Below are 23,716 nucleotides of genomic sequence, written 5' to 3' on the forward strand. Positions count from 1 at the left end.
TTTCGGGAAAAGGGTGTATTGGTCACAAGTGCTCAACCTGCTTGGCCTTGTTTTTCCTGCTGTTTCTTACCGGATTTTCGAGTGCCCAGACGGGTGGCTTATTTGAAAATGAGGAAGTATTTACAATCACCTTGTCAGGCGATTTGGCGGAAGTGTTAAGGGATCGGTCAGGAGATCCGCAATATCGCTTTGGAAATTTGCGCTACACGGATGGGGACAGCAGTGTTGTTACCATCCCTATCCGGTTGAGAACCCGAGGGAATTTCAGGAGGGCAAAAGGCATTTGTTCCCATCCTCCATTGCTCTTGAATTTCCGAAAAGAAGACAGAAAGAAAACGATTTTCGCACAACAGGACCGTCTAAAACTGGTGATGCCCTGTCAGGGAGAAAGTTTCCTGATCCGAGAATACCATGTTTACAAACTTTACAACCTGATGAGTCCAAAAAGTTTCCAAGCCAAACTGGTCAAAGTGGTTTTGGACGACCCCAAATTAAAGCCAAAAGAGCAAGGTCCATTTTATGGGATTTTACTGGAAGAAGAGGAACAGATGGCCGAACGCAACGGCATGGTGGCGGTGGAAAAAACCTTGGTCAGACCCGAACAAACCCAACTGGATGATTTCTTGAACATGGCCGTGTTCAATTATTTGATCGGGAACACGGATTGGTCCGTCCAGTACCGACAGAATGTGAAACTGATAGCAATAGATTCCATGTCCAAGACCTCAACGGTACCCTATGATTTCGACCATTCGGGAATTGTCCGCGCTCCATATGCAAAACCAGCAGCGGAATTATTAATGAGTTCTGTCCGGGAAAGACGGTACCGTGGGTTTTGCATTGACAACATGGCGCATTTTGATAAGGTAATAGCCCATTTCAATACCCTCAAGGAGCCTATTTATGCAGTTTATTCCAAAAGCGCCTTTCTTGACCAGAAGTATATCCAATCCACGCTCAAATACCTGGATGCATTTTATGCCATCATCAATAATCCTAAAAAGGTCAAACAGGAGTTCCAATACCCCTGCAAAGAAGACGGCACGGGTCATGTCGTGATCAAAGGGCTTCGGAATTAATTGAATGAAGTATTTTATTTTCTTTTTCTTTCAAGCACCGGAACCCTGAATGAATAAAATCAATGCTCTGAATCCAGGTATAAAAGCTTTGGTCCCTGCTTTAAAGTCTGGTCTTCCAAAATCAGTCAGTCAAATACCGTTTGAATTATATTCATTTAAAAAGCATTGATTTTTGTTTAAATTTAAATCAAATCCTATCCCCTATGAAAACCCAACTGATCATTTTTCTATTTATCCTTGCTTCCTCCTTGTCAGTCGCACAAAATGCAAGTCCTATTTTGGGAGAGATGCCACAGAAATTCCCAGAAACTTTTGTACCCGAACCCAAGGGCGTTGAAGTGGAGGTTTGGGCTGAAAATTTCAATATCCCTTGGAGCCTTTTGTTCCTTCCCAATGGAGACGCATTGGTTGCGCAGCGAAAAGGAGAGATTATGAGAGTACCCAAAGGAAGCCACATACAGGAATCATTTTTTGAGGTCAGCGATATCATGGCTGTCGGAGATGCCGGCCTTATGGGCATGGCATTGCATCCTGATTTTGAAAACCAACCCTTCATCTACCTCATGTACACTTACGCTGGGGAAAACAATGCATTGACCAGCAAAGTAATACGGATCAAGCATGAAGGAAACACCGCTAAAGACGACCGGGTCATTTTGGACAATATCCCAGCTTTTGCCATCCATTTGGGAGGAAGGATCGCTTTTGGTCCAGACAAGATGCTCTATATCGGCACGGGTGATATGAGCCAACCCTTTATTGCCCAGAATCTGGAATCACTGGCTTCGAAAATCCTCCGGGTGACGCCCGAAGGAGAAATCCCCAAGGACAATCCTTTTCCCAATTCGCCCATCTATTCCTATGGCCATCGTGTCGTTCAGGGATTTGCCTGGGATCCTCAAACGCAAACGATGTTCAACTCAGAACATGGACCTTCGGGAGCAGCTGTCGAAAACGAAGTCAAATTCAGGGATGAGATCAATTTGGTTGTGAAAGGAAAAAATTACGGTTGGCCAATGGTGGTGGGTGCACCGGGAATTGAGGAGTATGAAGACCCGATTTTGAGTTGGAACGATGCTGCCTTCCCTCCTGCCGGAATGGTTTTCTATAAAGGGGATCTTTTCGTGACCTCTTTGGGAGGCCAGGCGTTGATGCGTGTGATTTTTGAAGAAGAAGGTTTCAAAGTCAAAAAAACGGAACGCTGGTTTTCGACGGGGCTTTCGGAAGGGGTTTACGGAAGATTCAGGGACATCACCATTGGACCTGACGGTTACCTATATGTCTGTACCAGCAATACGGATGGTAGGGCCAAGACCCGACCTGGAGATGACAAGATTTTGAGAATCAAAATCTTGGACTGATTCCGGCAATCGATTTTGACCCCGAAATATGGATTAGATTTCCTAATGGGCTTGAAAAATCAAGAAAATCAGACTATTTGGGGATGAAGGCATAGTACTGATTTGGTGAAGTCAAGAATACTAAACAACCGACTGATTAAGAAGCATTTTTAGGCTAGAATTGAATTGGCAATGCATAAAACGGGTTGAATCCGACATGAAACACAGCTTTTGTTTCCGCCTAACCTAAATCACAAAATCATGTTCCCCGCCGATCATCACAGAGGTCATTGTCAGGGATCCGCCAACGGCTTTGTCGTTGAAGAAAGCAACCTCTTCTTTCTCACCTTGCAGCCCCAGACTGTATAAAAGGGGGTAATAATGGTCTGGGGTTGGGATGGCCAATCTTGCCGCCGGCCCCAAATGCATATAATCGACCAGGGATTGATGGTCCTTGGAACTGATTTTTTCCTTGAAAATGGAATTCATCTCCAAAGCCCAGTCAAAGCCGTATTCCGGTTCATTTATTTTGTCCCAAGCCACCTTTCCAAGGTTGTGCACCATGTTTCCGCTTCCAATAATCAACACTCCTTTTTTGCGGAGCTGAGCCAAATCTTTGGCTAGCCGATAATGGAATTCGGGTGATTGGGCATAATCAATGCTCAATTGCAGGACAGGAATATTGGCCTCCGGATACATGTGCCGGACGACTGTCCAGGTACCATGGTCCAATCCCCAGTCATGATCCAAACCGACATGGCTGTGGGAAACCAACTTGGACGTATATTCAGCCAATTCCGGATTTCCAGGAGCTGGATAGGTGACATCAAAAAGTGCTTTCGGAAATCCACCAAAATCATGTATTGTTTTAGGCTGTTCCATGGCCGTGATCCAAGTTCCCCTTGTCAACCAATGGGCTGATATGACAAGGACAGCGGCCGGTATTGGGAATTTTTGACCCAATTTTTTCCACTGCTGGGAAAAAAGGTTGTCCTCAATCCCGTTCATAGGTGAACCGTGGCCAATAAACAGCACCGGCATAGGTTCTACGGATTTTTGGGTGTCAGACCATTTGCTTAATCCCTGTAAATTGTAAATCATTTTGATATTCTTTTGGATTTTAAACAAACAACTTAACTTGTTAAATAATTCTAGAAGAAACCAAATCCCAAAACCAAAAAACCTATTCCATGCGGCTTTATAAGACTTCCGAAGGCATACTCGTCGAAACAGATTCCGGTCATTACTTAAAGGAAAATACCCCTTGGAATGATTTTGTCAATCGCGACAATCTTCACCAACTGGTTTTGGATGAGTTGGAAGATTTGGAAAAAGTGATTTGGGATGGAAAAGACATTTTGGCTCCGATAGGGACGCAGGAAATCTGGGCTGCAGGTGTCACCTATATGAGAAGCCGAGAAGCGAGAATGGAAGAATCCAAGGAAAGCGGAGCTGCGGTTTTTTATTCCAAAGTATATGAAGCAGAAAGGCCAGAACTGTTTTTCAAATCCACCCATTTCCGTGTTGCCGGACCCGAGCAGGCGGTCCACATCCGCAAGGATTCCCAATGGAACGTACCAGAACCCGAACTCACACTTTACGCGACCTCATCGGGTCAGATCGTGGGATATACGATTGGCAATGACATGAGCTCAAGAGATATAGAAGGTGAAAACCCGCTCTACTTGCCGCAGGCAAAATGCTATGACCGTTCGGCGGCAATCGGCCCTGGACTTTACGTTCCTGCTTTACCCATTGATTCAGACACCATCATTTCCATGAAGATCCACAGAGACAACCAAGAGGTTTTTTCCGGCCAGATTTCCATCAATCAAATGAAGCGCGGACATGGGGAATTGATCGAATTTCTTTTCAGGGAAATGCATTTCCCCGTGGGCGTTTACCTGATGACGGGAACTTGCTTGGTTCCGGAGGATGGGTTCACCTTGCAAGAAGAGGATAGCATTTCCATCACCATCGACCAGATTGGTACCTTGACAAATCATGTAAAAATGAAACAGTGACGGAGAATTTCAATGCCGATTTAACCCAAAATTACTTTGGTCTTCCTAATCGAGTTTAAACTGCAAGAAAATCAGATTATTTGGAGAATAGAGTTTAGGATCGATCTGGGGATTCAAAAACAGAAAGCAACTTTCTGAATATGAACCTTTTCCTTGCCCTTGTGCAATTGGTAAGGCCTGAGCTTGGTTGATCAAAGTCAAAAACTGGATAGACTTGAAAACTATTTCATTTATGGATAAAGTTCTGAATACCATCAACCTGTATGGTTTTTATCTGAATCAACATTTCAAAAAATCCATTCAAAAAGAGTGCTGCCCATTGTTAAAAATAAAATTTAAGGCTGAATTATTGCTGATTTACTATCCTTAAAAGATTCCCTTCCCCCAATTGTCCTAAAAAATGCGCCTATTCAAATGCAATCATTGTGCTTATCCGGTTTATTTCGACAATACCTTTTGTGGGCATTGTGGCAACACCTTGGGTTTTGATGCGCAATCCTTAAAAATGATTTCTCTGCATGCCCATGATGACGGCATTTTTACTGGATCGATGTATGGGAGAGGTTTTCATTTTTGTGCCAACCACGAACACAATGTGTGCAACTGGGTCATCCTGGATGATGATCCCGCCAAATATTGTATTTCCTGCGCACTGAACAGTACCGTTCCCGATATCTTGAAACCTGACCATCTGGAAAGATGGAAAATCATTGAAGCCGCAAAGCGCAGATTGATCTACAGTCTTTTGAGATGGAAACTCCCAGTGATCAGTAAGAAAACAGATCCTAAAAAAGGCCTTGCCTTTGCGTTCAAATCCAATGATGGAAGAGAAATAGGAAACCAGGTGCTGACTGGACACGCCAGCGGACTGATCACCATGAACATTGCCGAAGCAGATGACGTCGAAAGGGAAATGGCCAAAAACCAGATGGAGGAAGTATATCGAACCGTTTTGGGACATTTTCGCCATGAAGTCGGACATTACTATTGGGACCTCCTTATTTATGGGACGGATCATTTGAGTGAATTCAGGAAGCTCTTTGGGGATGAAACCACAAGTTATCAGGAAGCCTTGAACAGACATTACCAAACTGGAGCGCCAAATGACTGGAATGAACACTTCATCAGTCCATATGCCACCATGCATCCTTGGGAAGACTGGGCGGAGAGTTGGGCGCATTACATGCACATGGTAGACACCCTGGAAACGGCCTTTTCTTTTGGACTGTCCATTTCTCCCAGAATTTCAAAACCCGGGGATTACCTCTCCACCAAGCAGGAATCAAATGCTTACGACACTTTGGATTTTGACAAGATTTTCAACCAATGGTTGCCCGTAACATTTATGATGAACAGCATGAACAGGAGCATGGGCGCAAAGGATGTCTATCCCTTTGTGATCAATTCTTCGGTGAAGGAAAAGTTAAGGTTCATTCACAATATCATTCATGGAAAAGAAATCATTGGTTGAAAAAAAACGAAATCCAAGAGCCAAAACCAAAGGGTTCATAACGCACAGATATTTGTTTTCAGGATGAATAAATGGGCTTCAAATCTCAATTCCATCCTATATATCCTAAATAAAAATACAAATCACCGAACTCTAAGCCTTTAAAATTGGGTTGTTAAGCTGAAATCATTTTTCAAAACTAAATAAATCTCTCAATGAAAGCATCCGATCTTTTTATAAAAGCCCTTGAAAATGAGGGTGTAGAATATATTTTCGGGGTACCTGGAGAGGAAAATCTGGATTTTCTTCAATCCCTTAAAAATTCAAAAATCAAATTGATCCTTACCCGCCACGAGCAAGGCGCTGGATTTATGGCAGCCACTTACGGCAGGTTGACGGGTAAAGCCGGAGTTTGCCTTTCCACCTTGGGACCTGGTGCCACCAATCTCGTAACTCCGGCAGCATACGCCCAACTTGGTGCCATGCCGATGATGATGATCACCGGCCAAAAGCCAATCAAAAAAAGCAAACAAGCGAGTTTTCAGATCATAGACGTGGTGGACCTGATGCGTCCAATCACCAAATTCACCAAACAAATCGTCAACAGCAACAATATCGCCTCCAGCGTTAGGGAAGCATTTAGATTGGCCATCGAGGAGAGACCGGGGGCTGTCCACTTGGAATTGCCGGAAGATATTGCCCAAGAAGATTGTGAACCGGATGTTTTTGAAGTAGTGGGGCACATTATCCCAAAAGCGGATGACATTGCCATCGATCAGGCTGTCAAGATGATCCAGGATGCAAAGATGCCCTTGTTGCTTATCGGTGCAGGTGCCAATAGAAAGATCACTTGCGAAGCATTACGGGAATTTGTGGATACCACAGGGATCTATTTTTTCACCACGCAAATGGGAAAGGGAGTGATTGACGAAAGGCATGCCCAATACCTTGGAACTGCCGCCCTTTCCAGCAATGATTTTATCCATACCGCAATCGACCAGGCCGACCTGATCATCAATGTGGGACATGATGTGATCGAGAAACCTCCTTTTTTCATGAAAAAAGGAGGGAAAAAAGTGATTCACGTCAATTTCTCCCCCGCTGGCGTAGACCCTGTTTATTTTCCACAGCTCAATGTCGTGGGTGACATCACGCCCACCGTCAAAAAACTTTCCCAAAGAATCGCCAAACAGCAAAATTGGGATTTCAGCTTTTTTGAAAAAGTCAAAAAAGAAGTTGCCCAACACCTGAGTACTTATTTCAAGGATGAAAGATTCCCGATGCTTCCGCAGCGCCTGGTCAATCTCCTTCGCGAAAGTCTGGCACCACAGGACATCATTACCTTGGACAATGGCGTTTACAAACTTTGGTTTGCCAGAAATTACACTTGCTACCAACCCAACACGCTCCTGCTCGACAATGCATTGGCATCGATGGGTGCGGGATTGCCTTCTGCTATGGCAGTCAACATGATTCATCCTGATAAAAAAGTGGTGGCCGTATGTGGGGATGGTGGTTTTATGATGAATTCTCAGGAATTGGAAACGGCCATCCGGCTAAAACTCAACCTGACCGTGATCATTCTCAATGACAATGCTTTTGGAATGATCAAATGGAAACAGGAAGACATGGGCTTTGATGATTTTGGCTTGGACTACAAAAACCCTGATTTTGTGAAATATGCAGAAAGTTATGGTGCCAATGGCTATCGCCCTGCAAACGACGGGGATTTTCAGGAAATCCTGAGACACTGTTTGGAAACCGATGGCGTACATGTGATCGATCTCCCTGTTGATTATTCCTTAAACCACCCCATTCTGAATGTGATGTTAAAACAAAAAACACAGAAATTATGAGCGAAAAGAAAACCTTGAAGATATATGCCCCCTTTGACCAAAGCTTGATCAAAGAAATCCCGATGGTGGGAAAAAAGGAAGTGGAAAAAGTATTGGAAACAGCCAATGGCTTATTTTTGGACCGAAGCAAATGGATTCCCGCACACAAAAGGATTTCCATCCTGGAAAAAGTAGCGGCATTGATGAAGGATCAAATCGATAGCTTGACCAAAACAGCGGCTCAGGAAGGCGGAAAACCCTATCAGGATTCCAAAGTGGAGGTGATCCGCGCCATCAACGGCGTGAAAATCGCTGCCGAAGAAATTTCCAGAATCAAGGGAGAGCAAATTCCAATGGGACAAACGGAAGCGTCAATCAACCGCATTGCCTTCACCACAAGGGAGCCAATCGGTGTGGTGGCTTCGATATCCGCTTTCAACCATCCTTTAAACCTGGTCATTCATCAGACGGTCACCGCATTTGCCGCCGGCTGTCCCGTGATCATCAAACCTGCATCTACCACTCCGCTTTCCTGCCTGGCTTTCATGGACATCCTGGGAGCGGCTGGTGTGCCCAAAGGTTGGGTGCAAACTGTCATTTGTGACAATGAAACCTCGGAATTCATGGTCACGGACAAAAGGATAAACTTTCTTTCGTTTATCGGTTCGGCCAAAATTGGTTGGTACCTGAAATCCAAACTATCTCCCGGCACCCGATCTGCCTTGGAACATGGTGGTGCGGCACCCGTCATTGTGGAAAAAGACGCGGACGTCAAAGAAATGCTTCCCTTGTTGGTGAAAGGCGGATTTTATCATGCTGGACAGGTTTGTGTATCCGTCCAGAAAATATTTGTCCACGAATCCATTGCGGAGAACATCGCCAATAGTATTGCAGAAATGGCCAAAAAGCTAGTTGTTGGAGATCCTCTGGATGAAAAAACAGAGGTCGGTCCACTGATTGTACCCAAAGAAGTGGATCGTGTGGAAGAATGGGTGGAGGAAGCAGTGAAAAGTGGCGCCAAAGTGCTTTGCGGTGGAAAAAGAATCTCCGATACGCTTTATGCCCCGACTGTATTGTGGAATCCTTCTCAAGACGCGAAAGTCTCCAGGGAAGAGATTTTTGGGCCGGTGGTCTGTGTTTACCCATTCAAGGACAGGGAACAAGCCATCGAAGAAGCAAATCGTCTGGATTTGCATTTTCAAGCAGCAGTATTTACCAAGGACTTGGACATCGCTTTGGACACTGTCAAAAAACTCAATGCAACGGCAGTTATGGTCAATGACCACACCGCATTTCGGGTGGATTGGATGCCATTTGGCGGAAGAGATGCCTCTGGCGAAGGTTTGGGAGGAATCCCCTACTCCATCCATGAAATGACAAGAGTGAAATTGATGGTCATCAAGAGTAAGGTCTTGTAAAATTGAATTTTTGAAAAAAGGTGAAGTGACGCTTTTATCCGGTCGAGGTTAATAATCTCTTCAGGATTTGGGAGTCACTTCACCTCTATTTTTTATTTTAAAACGGCATGCATATTATCATCAAGCCCATGGCAATTGATAGGGAGGTAAATGACTTCCGGTTGTCAAATACACTTTTTAGAGCAGGCACCTTTTGATTCAAAAAAACTCAATTCTTGAATTTGGCGCAATTAGAAAAGCTAAAACGAAATCATTTTCCAAATACAGGAATACCGTGGTCGTAGAACCTCAATAGCTTCAATGTCCCATTCTATAAAACATTAGTGAATAATTACTGACTATTACGAAGAAAAAACATGTGAAAATATCTATATATTTTGCTCTTTCTGCTTTAAATCTGGACAAGTTTAGGCAACAAAACCAGTCCAATTATTTAAGTAATTTGGAACAATTGTAAAAAAGCTAAAGCAATTATCAATCCGGGGAACCCTCTGTTTTCTCAGCTTTGATTTTCAGTTTTTTGTAACAGACCATTTTTTTGGACATAAAGTAATGGTTCAATATTGCCTTTATTGATTGAAACAATTATTTTTTTAAGTTAATTGGAGTTAAAAAAATAGCCTTTAATCAGTGTCAACCTCATAAATTGTACTAATTTTGGTTGATAAAAATGCGCTTTTTTAAATTCATTTTCTAACATTAAAACAATCAATCATGATTTTACTAAAGAAATTTAAAACCATCGCTCTTACATTAGCTGCTTTTGGCTTCCTTTTTTCTGCCTCTTTAAGTTCCTGTGGAAACAAAAAGACTGAATCGGAAGGTACCGAAAAAATTGAGCAACCTGAAAATGCAGGTGAGCATCCCGAAGAGGCGGAACATCCTGCTGATTCCACAGAACATCCTGCTGAATCAACAGGTGGAGAACATCCAAAAAATTAAGGAAAGCTGGAATCAAGTCACAAATGAAAACAATTTGATTGCTGGATTAGGTTAATATTTAATCCAACAGTTTATTAAAATATCCGAAGACCTAAAATCGATATTTATAGGTCTTCGGATATTTTTTTGACTGCTTACTCTGCTTTTCTTGTAAAGGAAAATTTGGTTTTTGGATAGGCAGTCTTCCCTCCAATTTCTAAAATTGGCATGGCCAAAAAATTTATCGGTCCAGATGCCGGCCCGGGCTGAACAACAATATCTCGTCCCTGACTCAACTCGATCCTGTTTGCGGGGTGTCTTCCGAAATAATAGGTGGCAAGGGCTGTGTATTTATTCCCTTCGCTGATATCCACCGGCCACCATTTTCCCTCAGCATAAAATTCCGCCCAACAGTGATACCCATCAATTCCTCCATCATTTCTGTCAGAAGGAACAGAAGCCCCAATGGAAAAACGGGCTGGAATATCGACCGATCTTGCCAGAGAAATAAAATAGGAATGGAATTCAGTACAGTTTCCTGTTTTGGAGTCACAGGCAAAATCCGAATCCCCACTTCCATATTTGCCGAACTTCATGTACCGCATGTTGTCAATAATATAATCGTAAAGCGCCCGTGCCTGCATCAGTTTGCTTTCATTCCGTTTTTCGCCAATTGCTTCATTGGCTATTTCTAGAAAACGGCCTCCAACAGGCATTAAAAGATTTGAACTCAAATATCTTTCGTGCACAGGCATCTGGGCATCATAAGGGCCTTTTTCTTTGCGATTAACCTTGTAAATTATTTCCAGATTTTGACCGCTGTGTTCAGGACCTAGTTCCAAGTAAAGAATATTGTTGTTAAAATCTTTATCGGCTAGTATTCTTTGTTTGCCGGGTGCTTTCATGGATATCAACTCAACAGTTTGGTAGGTATCTGTCTTGGCTATGGGTATCCACATTTTTGCCCATTCGGTGATTTCCGGTAATTCGCTCTGATAATAAAACTCAAATTCATCCTCCACTTCCACAACACCTAAAAGGTCAGATGTGGCTTTTTCTACAGGGATTTTACGCCAAGTCTTGTCCACAACCTGCTTCCAGGTATAAAACGGTTTACCGTTAAGTTTGTGGAGAGAAGTTTCTGTAACCTTCATGGCCCCAGGCTCCCCTTCCAAAAAGAAATCCACATCATACACATCACCTTTTTCGTCAGCAAGATCAACGCAGGCAAAATATCTGCTCGGCCCCAAATTAGAAAGGTATTCAGTATGTACACGCACCAGCTTCAAACGCAGCGTTTTCTCAGCGTCTTTAACCAGAAAATAACCATCATTCAAGGCTGTTTCCTTGTCAATAAAAGCTTTGATTCCAGCTTCAATTTCAGATATGGCAACCTTTGGAGCCAATTTAGCAACATGTTCAACTATTTTCTTTTCTTCAACTCTCCCTCCAGAATCACATCCTGAAAGCCCCAGCAACAGTCCAAAAGCAATTAAACAAAAGTTTGTTCTATCAAGGTAATTTTTCATTTTCGTTCTTATTACTCCGTCAATTCCTTTCTCCATTCAGAAAGACACATTAATTTCATATTCTAAAGGTAATCATTTCTCGTGTTTGATTGATACGTTCATTAGCAACTGATCACCCATGAAAGATTTGTCCAAAAGCATCTCCTCTGAAGTGCACAAGATGCACTGAAGTGACTGTGGTGGGCTGACATAAATACCACAAAGCTGCACGCTATTACATTGGACGGGGGAAGTTAGGAAGCAAACCATCTGATTTTGAAATCCTTTCTCCAATTCTAAGTCGTTATCACCGGCATTTTGAAATTCCTCTTTTTAGAAAACATTATTTCGAATTTCTCGTCCTTTTTTCAAGCTGTTTGATTCTTTCCTGAAACTGGATCCGGAGCTCATCAATGAATGTAAGTGGATCCTTGTAGGTTTTAAGGACTTGATAGATAAAGGAGTTTTGAAGTTGGGCGACTTCTGTTTCCAATACTTCTTTTTTCTTTATCAGCGAAGAAATCCTTTGCTTGCTATCCGCTTTTGGATGCGGGGTCGATCCGGTCGAAAGGTTTCCCAGAATCACGTTTTGGTAAAAATAAATCAATTCTTCAAGATCCCCTCTTTTGTAGATCCCATTGAGTTGGGCGGTCAATGCCGTAGCATCCTGGATTTTGCCTTCCTCCCCTCCATGGGCTATTTTATCGGGATGTACCTGCACGACTGCTTCTTTGTACAGTCGTCTTAACTCTTCCTTATCGGACAATTCCAATGCTGTTTCTATTCCAAAAGAATTCCTGTTCGTTATTAATCCTGTTGGCTCTTGGTAGTTTTTTCCTCTTTTCTTTTGTTCCAGCCTTTTGGCTTTTTTGGCATTTTTCTGTGTCTTGTACAAGTTATTCAATTCAGACATTCTGGCGATTGCTCTATCCAATTGACTATGAATGACATGCTCAAAACTCCTCAATTCATTTTTAAGCGTTTCCAGCAAGGATTCGAGTTGAAGGATCTCCTGCTGAAGGATTGGTATAGGATCTTTTTCCTCAAGATTGATTTTGTCTGGTATTCTCTCCATTCTGCTTTCGGATAAGGAAAATCCTAAAATGAAAAATAGGTGTTGACTATAAATCCCGTATTGTGCTGAAAAACGCTTTTCCCATCAATCAATCGACCAAATTGAGCCGTTTGATTGAGATATCCGCCTTCAATTCTAAGACTTTTACTGAATTGATAGCCAGCCAACAATCCTATTCGGTTTTGGTCAAAAATATTCTGATTCACATATTTCCCGAATCCAATCATCACTTCATCGTATGCTGCCAAATAAGGTTCCTTGTCCTCCAATGTCGGCCCGACCAGTGGAATTTGGATTCTGGCCATATAACGGATCCTGTTGACAAAATTATAATCGTCCACTTTGCTCAGATTTGGATTGACATATCTTCCCACCCAGCGCTGTTCCAGCATGAACCGGTGCGACAAGGCTACTCTTCCAATCGGATTGCTGATCGTGACCATTTGGTAAGTCCTGTGTTCAGGGAAAATCTTTGCGGAGGCTTGAATAGGGATATTTCCGTAGAAATAGGTATCCGCAAAAGCATAGCCCAGCCTAAAAACCACCTGTTTATGGATCGCATAATTCACCCCTACCCTGTAAAGATTCTGTTGAGGATCTGGAAAAAATCCTTCTCTCCTCCATTGAAATTCGCCATGCAGGCTCCATTTATCATCCAACTTGTAATTGGCAAAGAAAGCATACCAGCCGACTGGATTGTAATCATGCAAGCGGTTGTTTTGCGCCTGTACAGACAAACCCATGAAGAAAAGGGCCAACAAAATGATAAAGGAATTGATTTTCACGATTTTCATAGGTTTAAAATAGGTCAGCGGAATACCCGCTTTGGGATTTATTGATGTGATAGCGCGATCCAAAGTGCTTCACGCTGCCAATTGGCTATTGAAATTGGCTTGATTGCAGGACCACTGCTCCGGCATTTTCCATTTCTTCGATTGCCCGTTCGAAATCTCCTTCTTGTATATTCACCGCCTTGGTCGCATCCACAATAAGCTGCATTTTAAAACCTTCAGCCAGCCCGTCCAATACCGTGAACTTGACACAATAGTCCGTTGCCAAGCCACAGACGCTTATTTCATTGATTCTGTTTTTTTTCAAGAAGCTGCTCAATCCCGTATCACCTGCTTTATTGTTGTCAAAAAAGCCGCTGTAACTGTCCACACTCTGGTCGGTTCCTTTTTGGAATACAGCCTTCCATTTGTCCCTATTCAAATCGGGATGAAAATCCGCACCTTGGCTTCCCTGCACACAGTGTTCGGGCCATAGAATCTGGTTGATTCCCCTGAGATCAATGAATTCACCTACAGATTTCATTGGATGATTGGAAGCAAAACTGCCATGATCGGCGGGATGCCAGTCTTGGGTAGCAACAATAAAGTCGAATTTCTCCTGGATTTCATTGATGATCGAAACGATTTCATCACCACCAGACACCGCCAATGCTCCTCCTGGAATGAAATCATTTTGGACATCTACAATTAGCAATGCTTTCATAGTTTGGGTTTTTTTGGTTTCTATAGGTACTGTTTTTAACGAGGAAGAGTTTTGAATAATCTCAAAACAATTCCTTCATCAGGCTTCATTGTTGGTCTGGCAATTCTTCCGAACCCCCTCACTACTTCCTTTCTCAAAGTTGATTGAGCTGCGCAATGATCAAGGGCGCTATCGTTTCTACCTGCAAATCCGGATTGGTAGAAAAATGGCTGTTGGGATGGGAGTTGGTCGCCACTACTTTCTCGATCAAGCCAGAACCCATGATTTTCTCCAAGGCATCGTTGCTGAACAAGCCATGGGTGGTGATGGTGAAGATTTTGTTGGCTCCAGCTTGTTTGTAGGCTCTGGCTGCATTGATCAGGGAACCACCTGTTCTGACCATGTCATCGTAGATCACCACATCTTTGCCTTCTACGTCTGCACTGATGCTGGTTACTTCGGTTTTGTCACCCGAAAGCCTTCTTTTAAATACGAAAGCTGCATTTACGCCCATATCATTGGCCAATGATTCGACCCATTTGGCCCTTCCTGCATCGGTACAGGCCATCACAAAACCGTCGGTGGCTAACTCCTTGGCGATTTTGGTGATGATTGGTTTGCAATACACATGGCTGATCAATGCCTGCCCTTCAAAGTAATGTGGAATTCCTTCCGAATGCAGGTCAAAAAATATGAAATGGTTCCCCAAGCTGGTTCTCGGAAGGGATGAAAATATCACTGCCCTGGATTTTGCGGTGACCACCTCCCCCTTTTTTACTGCTCTTTCCATGGTGGAATAGCCGAAATAAGGGAAGACCAGAAAGATGGATTTTGCGCCATATTTAATCAAGGCGTAAGCAAGGTCATAAATTTCTAAGGTATCGGTATCTGCCACGGTTCCTCCGATCAAGACCACATCCCTGCCGCTGACATCCGTCTGGATTCTTTGGTACCGCTCGCCATCGGGAAATAACTTAACCTCTATTTCCCCTTTTTCAAAGTCGCCCAACAACAAGACTTCATCTCTTAAATAGCGGTAAGATTGAATACTGAATATGATTTTTTTATTCTCCATTGTAGTTCTTCATTTTAAATACCAAGTCAGTCCTTAACTGATACAGGGATTCTTCCAATCCAACTGGATAGGTGTGTGGATTTACCAATCTTTTGTGCGCCTTATCGAAATGGGAAAGGTTTGTCTTCGCTCTTTCTCGGATGGTGTGGATATCGGGTATTTTGTAAATCATTTCACCATTCCTGAAAATAGGCTTCAGCAAAATTTCCTGGTCCATTCCCTTGGTAAAGATTTTCTTTCTTTTGGTCGGATCCACCGGATCGATAATGACAAAAGTTTCCTTGTCAATATCTTCCCCCTCCAGGCATATCATGTCCGCCACCACTTTATCGTGTTTGGAATACCGAATGACCTGTTGGTTTCCTGGAATATTAATTTTGATGGTTTGTTGAGAGATCTTTATTTTGGGCTCCCATTGGCCATCTTCTGACTTGATGGCGGCAAGTTTATAGACTGCCCCAAGCGCTGGCTGGTCATAGGCTGTCACCAATTTGGTTCCAATACCCCAGGTGTCAATCGTGGCTTCTTGGGATTTCAAGGAGGCAATGATGTGCTCATCGAGATCGTTGCTTGCAACAACTTTGGCATTTGGAAAACCCGCTTCATCCAGCATTTTGCGTGCAACATTGCTGAAGTAGGCCAGATCACCAGAGTCTATCCTCACCCCTTCCATTTCATTTCCTGTTTCCCTCAACTGCTTCCCCACTTGAATGGCATTTTTGATCCCATTGACCGTGTCGTAAGTGTCGACAAGAAATACGCATTTGTCAGGGAAAGCTGCTGCATAGGCCTCAAATGCGGCGATTTCGGTACTGAAGGCCATGATCCAACTGTGGGCATGTGTGCCCGAAACTGGAATATCAAATAATTTTCCCGCCATCACATTGCTTGTTGCCGAGCATCCTCCGATATAGGAGGCACGGCTGGCAGCCAAAGCCCCGTCAATTCCCTGCGCCCTTCTCAAACCAAATTCCAGCACAGCGTCCCCTTTTGCCGCAAAGACAATCCGGGAGGCCTTGGTGGCGATCAGTGTCTGAAAATTGATGATATTCAAAAGGGGAGTTTCAAGCAATTGACATTGCAACAATGGCCCCGTCACCTTGATGATGGGCGAATGCGGGAACACTACCGTACCTTCTTCGACGGCATCAATGTCACAGGAAAATTTCATGTTTTGGAGATACTCCAAAAAAGCAGTTTCAAATGTCGGGGAACCATCCTTGTTTTTCATTTCCCGCAAATACCCCAAATCCCTCTCGTCAAAAGCAAAATTCCTGCAATAGTCAATGACGTAATCCAAGCCTGCGGCCAAGGTATATCCCCCATGGAATGGGTTTTTTCGAAAAAATAAATTGAAAACTGCTGTTTCCTCTGCCTTTCCCGACTTCCAATAAGCATAGGCCATTGTCAATTGGTAAAAATCCGTCAGAAGGGCCAATGAGCCTTGATAGAGGTCTTTTGTGATTTTCATGTTCGAGAAATGAATTTATAATTTTTCAGACTAAACCCAATAAAGCTACCGATTCACGAAATTAATGATCTCTGTGGAATTCGGGTCTTTAAAACAACAAATTAAAAAAATAAGAATGAGCGTTCAAGCAATGGTTCATCTTTAGGCTTTGGCTGGTAAAAGGAAAGGCTACCCCATAATTGATCGGTCTTATTGATGTGAATGGGGTTCAAAAAGATGAATCTGGATTTACTTTTTAGAAGTGATGTTCAAAATCACCCCAGCCAAAACCAAAATCATCCCCAAATAGGTGTATAAGTTGTGGGTCTCGCCAAAGAAAACAAAGCCAAACCCGAGGGCATAGATAATTCCAATGTAGCTCAAACTTGCCACTTTGGACAAATTGGCGTTTTGGTAGGCCATGGTCATGAAGTATTGGGCAAATTGGGTCAAAAGCCCAATGGCCAAAAGAATCACCCAATCCCAGCCTTGGGGCTGCACCCAAACAAATAAGCTGATCACGGAGGCAATGGGAATGGTGATCAAAGGGAAATAAAACATGATCACCAGCGGATCTTCAGTGGTCTTGAGTTTCCGGATGATGTTATAGGCGATCCCCATCGCAAAAGCCGCGGTAAGACCGATCAGCAAATCCGTTATCGCAATCCTCGGATCAAAGCCCTGAATGATGACCACTCCTACGAAAGAGATCGCAAAATAAATGAAACGGCGGGAAGCGACTTTTTCCTTGACGATGAAAATCCCCAAAATCGTGGTGAATATCGGGGCGAGAAAATTGATCGTCACGGCACTTGCCAGAGGGATGGTCTGTAGCGTGTAAAAGAACGCCATCAATCCTACCGAACCTGCAATGCCTCTGAGGATCAAAAGTTTTTTGTTGTTTCCCAAGACGGGAATATTTTTTGATTTGAGGAAAAAATAAGTCAGTATCAAACTGAACACCGATCTAAAAAGAATGATTTCAAGCGCCGGGATATGAGGAATCAGTTTCACTGAAACATTCATAAAGGCGAAAAGAACACCTGCGATCAGCATGTGCTGGATACTTTTTTTGCTCAAAACTTGGGATGGATTATACAGAAAACTAATGGAAAAAGGATTATAAAATCCAATTGGTTCATTTGAGTCGCAAATTTGAGGTAAACAATTGTGTAATCTTTATTGTCTTTTCAAATGGAGATTCATTCCACTCACATTTTCCAAAAACAATCTAAATAAAGTTTCCTTTATGCCACTTAAAATAGGACAAAAAGCACCGAATTTTACACTCCCATCCACTTCCGGAAAAGATTTTAACTTGGAAAAGGACTGCAAGGGAAAAAGTTGCATCATCTATTTCTACCCCAAAGATTTCACCAAGGTATGTACTGCGGAAGCTTGTGATTTCCGTGATCAGTTTTCGGCTTTCCGGGACTTGGATATCCCGGTTTTGGGGATCAGCCGAGACAGCATCCCCACGCATTTGCGATTCAAAAAAGAGAACAAACTTCCTTTTGAACTTTTGTCCGATGCCAAGGGAAATGTATGCAAAGCATATGACGCCTCCATCCCTATTTTGGGCATGCCAAAAAGGGTCACCTATTTTCTGGACAAAGACCACAAGGTTCAGGGCGCATTTTCTGATCTGTTTGCCTCCAAAAAACACGTCGACGAAATGCTGAAGTTGCTAAAGTAAAATCTCTTTTCCATTTCATAGAAAAGACTCAATTCCTTCAACAGGTTTTCCCTTTGAGCATGTATTGTGGATTACAAAGGCAATTCGGGCCTTTAATTATCAATGATCAATAAGTTGTCAACTATTTTTGATTCCACCCTTTCGGTGCCTCGCCCTATTGTCCAAATAGTTTGATTTTCTTGCAGTTTAACCCCCTAAGGTATGCCTATTTCAGGTTGAATAAATTCGAAAAAGTTAAATATTCAAATCTGTTACGTCGATGATTTTGAAAGCAACATTGTCACCAATTTAAACTGCTCTCATCAAGCATGTTCCGAATGCAATAGATAAAGATCAGCATGTCCCTATTGGGATGGCAATTTGGGATTTCGCACTTCACTCAGGATTTTGCCATCGTGCATGGTGAGCATCCTGTCGGCCATTTGTGCCAAGTCCTGATTGTGCGTCACAATGACGAATGATTGCCCGAATTTCTTCCTCAATTCAAAAAACAACTCATGTAAAGACTGCGCATTGTGGGAATCCAAGTTGCCACTCGGCTCATCGGCAAAAATTATTTTGGGATCATTGATCAATGCCCTCGCCACGGCGACTCTTTGCTGCTCACCTCCTGACAACTGTGACGGTTTGTGATCCAACCTGGATCCGAAGCCAAGAAGTTCGGCCAATTCCTTTGCGCGTTCCTTCAATTTCTTTTCGGGAGTTCCAGCGATCAAACCAGGGATCATGATGTTTTCCTCAGCTGTAAATTCAGGGAGCAGGTTATGAAATTGAAAAATAAAACCGATTTCCTTGTTCCTGAATTCGGCCAGCTTGTCCCCCTTCAATTTAGAAATCAAGGCACCGCCAACTTCCACGTCTCCTTCGTCAGCTTGGTCTAAAGTACCAAGAATATGAAGCAAAGTGCTTTTGCCGGCACCGGATGCTCCCACGATCGACACCACTTCCCCAGATTGGATGGTAACATCCACGCCCTTAAGGACATGAAGATCCCCATAATTTTTATGTATTCCTTTTGCGCTTAACATGGAAGAAATTTATTGATCCGAAATTTAAATTACTTTCTTAATTTACCTCAAAAATGCCACAAATTTCCCAAAAAGAGCATAGGTTAATTTGAAAATCAATTGTAAGCGCTTAACTTCGGGCAAAAATTATCACAAGAATGAATATACACGAATATCAAGCAAAGGAAGTTTTAAAGAGTTATGGGGTCGCCATCCAGGAGGGCATAGTTGCCGATACCCCTGAAGCGGCACTAGAAGCGGCCAAAAAACTGAATGCGGAAACGGGTACCTCTTGGTATGTAATCAAAGCACAGATTCATGCCGGTGGACGTGGTAAAGGTAAGATTCAGAGTACGGGTTCAAACGGTGTGGTCTTGGCCAGAGGTTTGGACGAAGTAATGGAGAAAGCCAAAAACATCCTAGGAGGAACCTTGGTCACACACCAAACTGGTCCTGAAGGCAAAAAAGTAAATAAGATATTGATCGCGCAAGATGTGTACTATCCAGGAGCATCCGAGCCAAAAGAATATTATTTGTCCATCCTTTTGGACAGAGCCAAAGGTTGCAATGTAATCATGGCATCTACCGAAGGAGGAATGGACATTGAAGAGGTGGCTGAAAACCATCCAGAAAAAATAATCAAAGAATGGATCGACCCAAAGGTAGGTCTTCAAGGATTCCAGGCAAGAAAGTTGGCTTTCAAACTTGGGCTTGAAGGAACTGCTTTCAAGGGTATGGTGAAATTCATCACCTCCTTATATGAGGCTTACATTGCAACCGATTCTTCTCAATTTGAGATCAATCCAGTATTGAAAACATCAGATGATAAAATCCTTGCTGTCGATGCAAAGGTTAATCTTGATGACAATGCGCTTTTCAAACATAAACACCTTGCCATCCTAAGGGATTTCGAAGAAGAAGATCCTTTGGAAGTTGAAGCCGACAAATACGGTTTGAACTATGTCAAATTGGATGGAAACGTTGGCTGTATGGTCAATGGAGCAGGTTTGGCCATGGCTACCATGGACATGATCAAGCTTTCCGGCGGTGAGCCTGCCAACTTCCTAGACGTAGGTGGCGGGGCCAATGCAACAACAGTAGAAGCTGGCTTCCGTATCATCCTTCAAGATCCAAATGTGAAAGCTATTTTGATCAACGTTTTTGGTGGTATCGTAAGATGTGACAGAATCGCTAACGGCGTAGTGGAAGCTTACAAAACGATCGGTGACATTAAAGTTCCGATTATCGTAAGACTTCAAGGAACCAATGCTGAGGAAGGTGCAAAAATCATAGATGAATCCGGATTGAAAGTATCTTCTGCCATCACTTTGAAAGAAGCAGCGGAGAAGGTGAAAGCCGCAATTCTAGTTCCATCAGAAAAATAATTCCCATTGAATGCTGACTTGTCACCAAGCAGCATCCTGCGTGCGTAGTTCAACTGGATAGAATATCAGATTTCGGCTCTGAGGGTTGAGGGTTCGAATCCTTCCGCGCGCACAAAAGCCTCCCATAACTAGGAGGCTTTTGTTATTTAAGCTCATTTTTTTATTGTGGATTTTTCTGATTTTAATCACTTTTTAAATATTGCCAAATCTTGTGATATTCCCAGATTAAAATTAACTTTATAATGGTTATTTTTATAATTCTTAATTTTTCGATCATGAACAAAAAGATACTGGTTCCCACAGATTTCTCGGATTGCGCCAACGCTGCTGTTACCTATGCATTTCATTTGGCCAAGAAAACAGAATCCGAATTGATTTTCCTTCACACCATGATCACTCCGGTCAATTGGTCAAAACTTACCAAGGAGCAGGAACTCCTTTTCCCTGACACGAAATCAAAGATTTCCGAGGCAAAAGAAAACCTCAAAGAACTCATCAAGAAAGCAAATGCGGAGGGATTGACCGCAAAAAAATTACTCATTTACAGCGACGGGAAAGAAAGAATTGAAAAATTTGTCGAATCCGAAAACGCAAATTTGGTCGTCATGGGTTCCCATGGGCAATATGGTTTCAGAGAACATATTCTTGGCACCAATACCTACGGCATGATCAGAAAAGCCAAAGTCCCTGTCATTATCGTCAAAGAGGCCAATACTAAATTGGATTTGGATACTCTTATCATCTCCACAAATTTCAAGGAAGAATCAGGACCATCGTTTTCGGATTTGGAAAGACTTGCAGAATTTTTAAAGTTAAAATTGAAGATCTTGTTTGTAAACACGCCTACTTATTTCATGGAAACCAATGACATCCTGAAGATTGGTGAATCCTTCCTTTCCACATTCAGCAGTTACCAGCATGACATACATATACAAGATGCTTTCAAAGAAGAGCGTGGGATAATCCAATTTTCGGAAAAAGTAAGTGCAGATGCCATCGCCATCATCACACATGGGAGATCCGATCTCATGCAATATTTTTCCCCTAGTATCACGGAAAATTTGATCACAATGAGCGATTTACCTATAATAAGTATAAAGATCCAGAATAAATAAAAAAGCAGGAGAATCTCTCCCGCTCTTTGTATGAAAACTAAACCAACTATTATTTAACTATCCCAATAAAACAAATAAATCAGATAAATCCAAAAAACAGTATAATTATTGTATCTGAGGAGATTTTCCTTTATTTTTTATTGCTGATCTTGTACAACACACCCAATGCCAGGGCCTGACTATATTGGATCCCCGGATCCATATCAATGTCATAGAGATTGATACTGGTAAAAGTCACATCAATAAAACTGGTGATTTTTGCCACCAAAGTCACATCCAGTCGGTGATCGATATTCTTGAAAGAAAGCGTTTCATAATTCCCAAACATCTGATACCTGGAATTGATCGTGAAATTCTCACTGATTTGCTTTTTCCAAGTGGCATAAACCAAGAATGCGAGTAATTCGCCCCTGACCTTCTTTCCAGGATCAACACCATAATTATTTGGAACGTTGTTGATGATTTCAGTATTGGTCACAAAGGTTAATCTTGGGGAAAAAGGAGACAATCTCAGCGCAAACTCATCATTGGGCTTGTATTCCAGACCCAATGAAGCTGTCAAAAAACCTGGGGCAAGAAAACTTGAGATCAGCAAATCATTGCCGTTGTCTCCATACTCGAACCCATCAGCGAACTGGGAAATAAAATTGACCGCTGTAAAATATCCCCAATGGTCTGAGATTTTGTATCCCAACTTTGAATCCAAGAAAATCCTATCCGCCGCCTTCCTTGTACCTTGTCCTTCATTTTTCACAATCCCAAATAGAAACTCCAGGTCATTGTCCCAAGAAATCTTCTCCTTGGCATAATTGGCTTTTCCTGAAATGATGGAGCCGAACGCCACGGAATTAACCCCACCTGATTTCCAGTTTCCACTGAAGGCTGCCTGATTGAAATTGAGCCCAGCGCTGATTTCTGAGTTCCAATAAGTTGTGTCTTTTAATGCCGTCACAGGACTGGGAACAGCTTCAATAACGTCCTGCGCTTGAGAAGCATAACCCAACAGTCCAAAGAATAAGATTAAAATTGAATTTTTCATGATTCCGAAAATTTAAGTTTAGAAAGTATACACAAATAAAATAATAAACAATTTGAAGAAAAAATATAAGCTTTCATTTTGTGTTTTATAATTGAAAATAGCCTTACAGAAAAATTACCTAATCCCGATACCAATAAAATCTATAAATTACAGCACATTGATCCGAAATTCAATTTCAAGCGTTAGATAAGAAGACAAACCGAAATCACAATGAAAATCAATCTATTGAATCCTTATTTTGCACTGATCATTTTCGTTTGCATGGGATGCAGCTCCATCGAAATATTCAAGGAAAATACGGAAATCGCACCTTATAAAGCCTACACCAGTTTTGTACTGATCAATAAAGAAATTGGCATGAAGGGATTTGACGATGACCTTTTGGATGCCCAGGTTTCCCACGACTTACAGGAGCAACTGGAAGCCATCGGCATGAAATATGAGAGAACCAATCCCGACTTGGTCATCCGATATGCCTCAAATGAAGATCTTAGACAAAAAGAGATATACCAAAACAGGTATCCAATGTGGGGATGGAGGGTTTGGGACCCATGGATGTTTGATCCGAGAATGAACAATCGATTCAACACCGTCACCACAAAGGATTATGAGTTGATCCAATTGATCGTGGATTATATAGATCCAAAGGAAGATAAAATCCTAATGCGGCTCACCGCTGTGAGCGAAAGCAACAGCCCAAAGGAAAAAAGGAAAAGACTATCCAAATCAGTCTCTCAGATAGTGAAAACATACCAAGAGCATCTTGACACCTACCTTCCGGAATTAAGAGATAAGTAAATATCAAGTCCTATCCGGAGAATTTTAT

General features: G+C 42.4%; 21 protein-coding genes and 1 tRNA gene. 12 read left to right on the forward strand and 10 right to left on the reverse strand.

Annotated elements, in window-relative coordinates:
* Nucleotides 1–47: 47 nt before the first annotated feature.
* Both F824_RS25910 and F824_RS0113535 read left to right on the forward strand, forming a co-directional pair.
* Complete coding sequence (locus F824_RS25910; RefSeq protein ID WP_139189814.1) at nt 48–1,079, forward strand: hypothetical protein; 1,032 nt, start codon at nt 48–50, stop codon at nt 1,077–1,079.
* Between the two features lie 203 nt (nt 1,080–1,282).
* Nucleotides 1,283–2,440 carry a PQQ-dependent sugar dehydrogenase gene (locus F824_RS0113535; protein WP_019598446.1) on the forward strand — a complete coding sequence of 386 codons (1,158 nt, stop codon included), beginning with the start codon at nt 1,283–1,285 and terminating at the stop codon, nt 2,438–2,440.
* Between the two features lie 225 nt (nt 2,441–2,665).
* Here F824_RS0113535 and ygiD read toward each other — a convergent pair whose 3' ends face one another.
* The gene (gene ygiD / locus F824_RS0113540) at nt 2,666–3,520 is read right to left on the reverse strand and encodes a 4,5-DOPA-extradiol-dioxygenase (RefSeq protein WP_031327187.1); all 855 of its coding nucleotides are present in this window, start codon (nt 3,518–3,520) and stop codon (nt 2,666–2,668) included.
* A gap of 89 nt (nt 3,521–3,609) precedes the next feature.
* Between ygiD and F824_RS0113545 the strand changes: the two genes are divergently transcribed.
* The 5 genes from F824_RS0113545 to F824_RS25915 all read left to right on the forward strand — a co-directional run bounded on the left by F824_RS0113545 (nt 3,610) and on the right by F824_RS25915 (nt 10,088).
* Nucleotides 3,610–4,443 (forward strand): fumarylacetoacetate hydrolase family protein, encoded by an 834-nt coding sequence (locus F824_RS0113545; protein ID WP_019598448.1) that lies wholly within the window; start codon nt 3,610–3,612, stop codon nt 4,441–4,443.
* Nucleotides 4,444–4,843: 400 nt separating this feature from the next.
* The gene (locus tag F824_RS0113555) at nt 4,844–5,914 is read left to right on the forward strand and encodes a zinc-binding metallopeptidase family protein (protein ID WP_019598450.1); all 1,071 of its coding nucleotides are present in this window, start codon (nt 4,844–4,846) and stop codon (nt 5,912–5,914) included.
* 194 nt (nt 5,915–6,108) lie between these two features.
* On the forward strand, nt 6,109–7,749 hold the full coding sequence (locus F824_RS0113560) for an acetolactate synthase large subunit (RefSeq protein ID WP_019598451.1): 1,641 nt from the start codon (nt 6,109–6,111) through the stop codon (nt 7,747–7,749).
* Nucleotides 7,746–9,146 (forward strand): aldehyde dehydrogenase family protein, encoded by a 1,401-nt coding sequence (locus F824_RS0113565; protein ID WP_019598452.1) that lies wholly within the window; start codon nt 7,746–7,748, stop codon nt 9,144–9,146. Before F824_RS0113560 ends, F824_RS0113565 begins: the two co-directional genes overlap by 4 nt.
* 714 nt (nt 9,147–9,860) lie before the next feature.
* Entirely contained in the window at nt 9,861–10,088 is a 228-nt protein-coding gene (locus tag F824_RS25915; protein ID WP_019598454.1) for a hypothetical protein, read from the forward strand.
* Nucleotides 10,089–10,222: 134 nt separating this feature from the next.
* On the opposite strand, the gene F824_RS0113580 is transcribed toward F824_RS25915, so the two are convergent.
* The 7 genes from F824_RS0113580 to F824_RS0113610 form a co-directional block, all read right to left on the reverse strand.
* Nucleotides 10,223–11,596, reverse strand: a complete 1,374-nt coding sequence (locus F824_RS0113580; protein ID WP_033405365.1) for a transglutaminase-like domain-containing protein — start codon at nt 11,594–11,596, stop codon at nt 10,223–10,225.
* A gap of 322 nt (nt 11,597–11,918) precedes the next feature.
* Nucleotides 11,919–12,650, reverse strand: coding sequence for a J domain-containing protein (locus F824_RS0113585; protein WP_019598456.1), 732 nt, complete (start codon nt 12,648–12,650; stop codon nt 11,919–11,921).
* A gap of 23 nt (nt 12,651–12,673) precedes the next feature.
* Nucleotides 12,674–13,444 carry a DUF2490 domain-containing protein gene (locus F824_RS0113590; RefSeq protein WP_019598457.1) on the reverse strand — a complete coding sequence of 257 codons (771 nt, stop codon included), beginning with the start codon at nt 13,442–13,444 and terminating at the stop codon, nt 12,674–12,676.
* A gap of 85 nt (nt 13,445–13,529) precedes the next feature.
* A complete protein-coding gene (gene pncA / locus F824_RS0113595) occupies nt 13,530–14,144 on the reverse strand; it encodes a bifunctional nicotinamidase/pyrazinamidase (RefSeq protein ID WP_019598458.1) in 615 nt (204 codons plus the stop codon).
* A 133-nt stretch (nt 14,145–14,277) separates the two neighbouring features.
* Nucleotides 14,278–15,198 carry a ribose-phosphate diphosphokinase gene (locus tag F824_RS0113600; RefSeq protein ID WP_019598459.1) on the reverse strand — a complete coding sequence of 307 codons (921 nt, stop codon included), beginning with the start codon at nt 15,196–15,198 and terminating at the stop codon, nt 14,278–14,280.
* Nucleotides 15,188–16,669 carry a nicotinate phosphoribosyltransferase gene (locus F824_RS0113605; protein ID WP_019598460.1) on the reverse strand — a complete coding sequence of 494 codons (1,482 nt, stop codon included), beginning with the start codon at nt 16,667–16,669 and terminating at the stop codon, nt 15,188–15,190. The genes F824_RS0113600 and F824_RS0113605 overlap by 11 nt, the downstream gene beginning before the upstream one ends.
* A 228-nt stretch (nt 16,670–16,897) precedes the next feature.
* The gene (locus F824_RS0113610; RefSeq protein ID WP_019598461.1) at nt 16,898–17,704 is read right to left on the reverse strand and encodes a DMT family transporter; all 807 of its coding nucleotides are present in this window, start codon (nt 17,702–17,704) and stop codon (nt 16,898–16,900) included.
* Between the two features lie 193 nt (nt 17,705–17,897).
* Between F824_RS0113610 and F824_RS0113615 the strand changes: the two genes are divergently transcribed.
* Nucleotides 17,898–18,344 (forward strand): peroxiredoxin, encoded by a 447-nt coding sequence (locus F824_RS0113615; RefSeq protein WP_019598462.1) that lies wholly within the window; start codon nt 17,898–17,900, stop codon nt 18,342–18,344.
* A gap of 344 nt (nt 18,345–18,688) precedes the next feature.
* Here F824_RS0113615 and F824_RS0113620 read toward each other — a convergent pair whose 3' ends face one another.
* Nucleotides 18,689–19,372 carry an ABC transporter ATP-binding protein gene (locus tag F824_RS0113620; RefSeq protein WP_019598463.1) on the reverse strand — a complete coding sequence of 228 codons (684 nt, stop codon included), beginning with the start codon at nt 19,370–19,372 and terminating at the stop codon, nt 18,689–18,691.
* 137 nt (nt 19,373–19,509) lie between these two features.
* Between F824_RS0113620 and sucC the strand changes: the two genes are divergently transcribed.
* The 3 genes from sucC to F824_RS0113635 all read left to right on the forward strand — a co-directional run bounded on the left by sucC (nt 19,510) and on the right by F824_RS0113635 (nt 21,851).
* The gene (gene sucC / locus F824_RS0113625) at nt 19,510–20,736 is read left to right on the forward strand and encodes an ADP-forming succinate--CoA ligase subunit beta (RefSeq protein ID WP_019598464.1); all 1,227 of its coding nucleotides are present in this window, start codon (nt 19,510–19,512) and stop codon (nt 20,734–20,736) included.
* A gap of 38 nt (nt 20,737–20,774) precedes the next feature.
* Nucleotides 20,775–20,848 (forward strand) — tRNA-Arg (locus F824_RS0113630).
* Between the two features lie 163 nt (nt 20,849–21,011).
* Nucleotides 21,012–21,851 carry a universal stress protein gene (locus tag F824_RS0113635; RefSeq protein ID WP_019598465.1) on the forward strand — a complete coding sequence of 280 codons (840 nt, stop codon included), beginning with the start codon at nt 21,012–21,014 and terminating at the stop codon, nt 21,849–21,851.
* Between the two features lie 130 nt (nt 21,852–21,981).
* Here the strand turns inward: F824_RS0113635 and F824_RS0113640 are convergent, their stop codons facing one another.
* Nucleotides 21,982–22,890, reverse strand: a complete 909-nt coding sequence (locus F824_RS0113640; protein WP_019598466.1) for a DUF3078 domain-containing protein — start codon at nt 22,888–22,890, stop codon at nt 21,982–21,984.
* A 210-nt stretch (nt 22,891–23,100) separates the two neighbouring features.
* On the opposite strand from F824_RS0113640, the gene F824_RS0113645 reads away from it, so the two are divergent.
* Complete coding sequence (locus tag F824_RS0113645) at nt 23,101–23,688, forward strand: DUF4136 domain-containing protein (protein WP_019598467.1); 588 nt, start codon at nt 23,101–23,103, stop codon at nt 23,686–23,688.
* The last annotated feature ends 28 nt before the right edge of the window (nt 23,689–23,716 follow it).

This window comes from Rhodonellum psychrophilum GCM71 = DSM 17998 (assembly GCF_000381545.1).
GTDB lineage: Bacteria > Bacteroidota > Bacteroidia > Cytophagales > Cyclobacteriaceae > Rhodonellum > Rhodonellum psychrophilum.

Excerpts from the sequence above, each read along its gene's own strand:
- F824_RS0113620 (WP_019598463.1), bottom strand. The coding sequence starts at position 19,372 with ATGTTAAGCGCAAAAGGAATACATAAAAATTATGGGGATCTTCATGTC.
- ygiD (WP_031327187.1), bottom strand. The coding sequence starts at position 3,520 with ATGATTTACAATTTACAGGGATTAAGCAAATGGTCTGACACCCAAAAA.
- F824_RS0113605 (WP_019598460.1), bottom strand. The coding sequence starts at position 16,669 with ATGAAAATCACAAAAGACCTCTATCAAGGCTCATTGGCCCTTCTGACG.
- F824_RS0113640 (WP_019598466.1), bottom strand. The coding sequence starts at position 22,890 with ATGAAAAATTCAATTTTAATCTTATTCTTTGGACTGTTGGGTTATGCT.
- F824_RS0113565 (WP_019598452.1), top strand. The coding sequence starts at position 7,746 with ATGAGCGAAAAGAAAACCTTGAAGATATATGCCCCCTTTGACCAAAGC.
- pncA (WP_019598458.1), bottom strand. The coding sequence starts at position 14,144 with ATGAAAGCATTGCTAATTGTAGATGTCCAAAATGATTTCATTCCAGGA.
- F824_RS0113535 (WP_019598446.1), top strand. The coding sequence starts at position 1,283 with ATGAAAACCCAACTGATCATTTTTCTATTTATCCTTGCTTCCTCCTTG.
- F824_RS0113610 (WP_019598461.1), bottom strand. The coding sequence starts at position 17,704 with ATGCTGATCGCAGGTGTTCTTTTCGCCTTTATGAATGTTTCAGTGAAA.
- F824_RS0113560 (WP_019598451.1), top strand. The coding sequence starts at position 6,109 with ATGAAAGCATCCGATCTTTTTATAAAAGCCCTTGAAAATGAGGGTGTA.
- F824_RS0113555 (WP_019598450.1), top strand. The coding sequence starts at position 4,844 with ATGCGCCTATTCAAATGCAATCATTGTGCTTATCCGGTTTATTTCGAC.
- sucC (WP_019598464.1), top strand. The coding sequence starts at position 19,510 with ATGAATATACACGAATATCAAGCAAAGGAAGTTTTAAAGAGTTATGGG.
- F824_RS0113590 (WP_019598457.1), bottom strand. The coding sequence starts at position 13,444 with ATGAAAATCGTGAAAATCAATTCCTTTATCATTTTGTTGGCCCTTTTC.
- F824_RS0113545 (WP_019598448.1), top strand. The coding sequence starts at position 3,610 with ATGCGGCTTTATAAGACTTCCGAAGGCATACTCGTCGAAACAGATTCC.
- F824_RS0113580 (WP_033405365.1), bottom strand. The coding sequence starts at position 11,596 with ATGAAAAATTACCTTGATAGAACAAACTTTTGTTTAATTGCTTTTGGA.
- F824_RS0113635 (WP_019598465.1), top strand. The coding sequence starts at position 21,012 with ATGAACAAAAAGATACTGGTTCCCACAGATTTCTCGGATTGCGCCAAC.
- F824_RS0113645 (WP_019598467.1), top strand. The coding sequence starts at position 23,101 with ATGAAAATCAATCTATTGAATCCTTATTTTGCACTGATCATTTTCGTT.
- F824_RS25915 (WP_019598454.1), top strand. The coding sequence starts at position 9,861 with ATGATTTTACTAAAGAAATTTAAAACCATCGCTCTTACATTAGCTGCT.
- F824_RS0113585 (WP_019598456.1), bottom strand. The coding sequence starts at position 12,650 with ATGGAGAGAATACCAGACAAAATCAATCTTGAGGAAAAAGATCCTATA.
- F824_RS0113615 (WP_019598462.1), top strand. The coding sequence starts at position 17,898 with ATGCCACTTAAAATAGGACAAAAAGCACCGAATTTTACACTCCCATCC.
- F824_RS0113600 (WP_019598459.1), bottom strand. The coding sequence starts at position 15,198 with ATGGAGAATAAAAAAATCATATTCAGTATTCAATCTTACCGCTATTTA.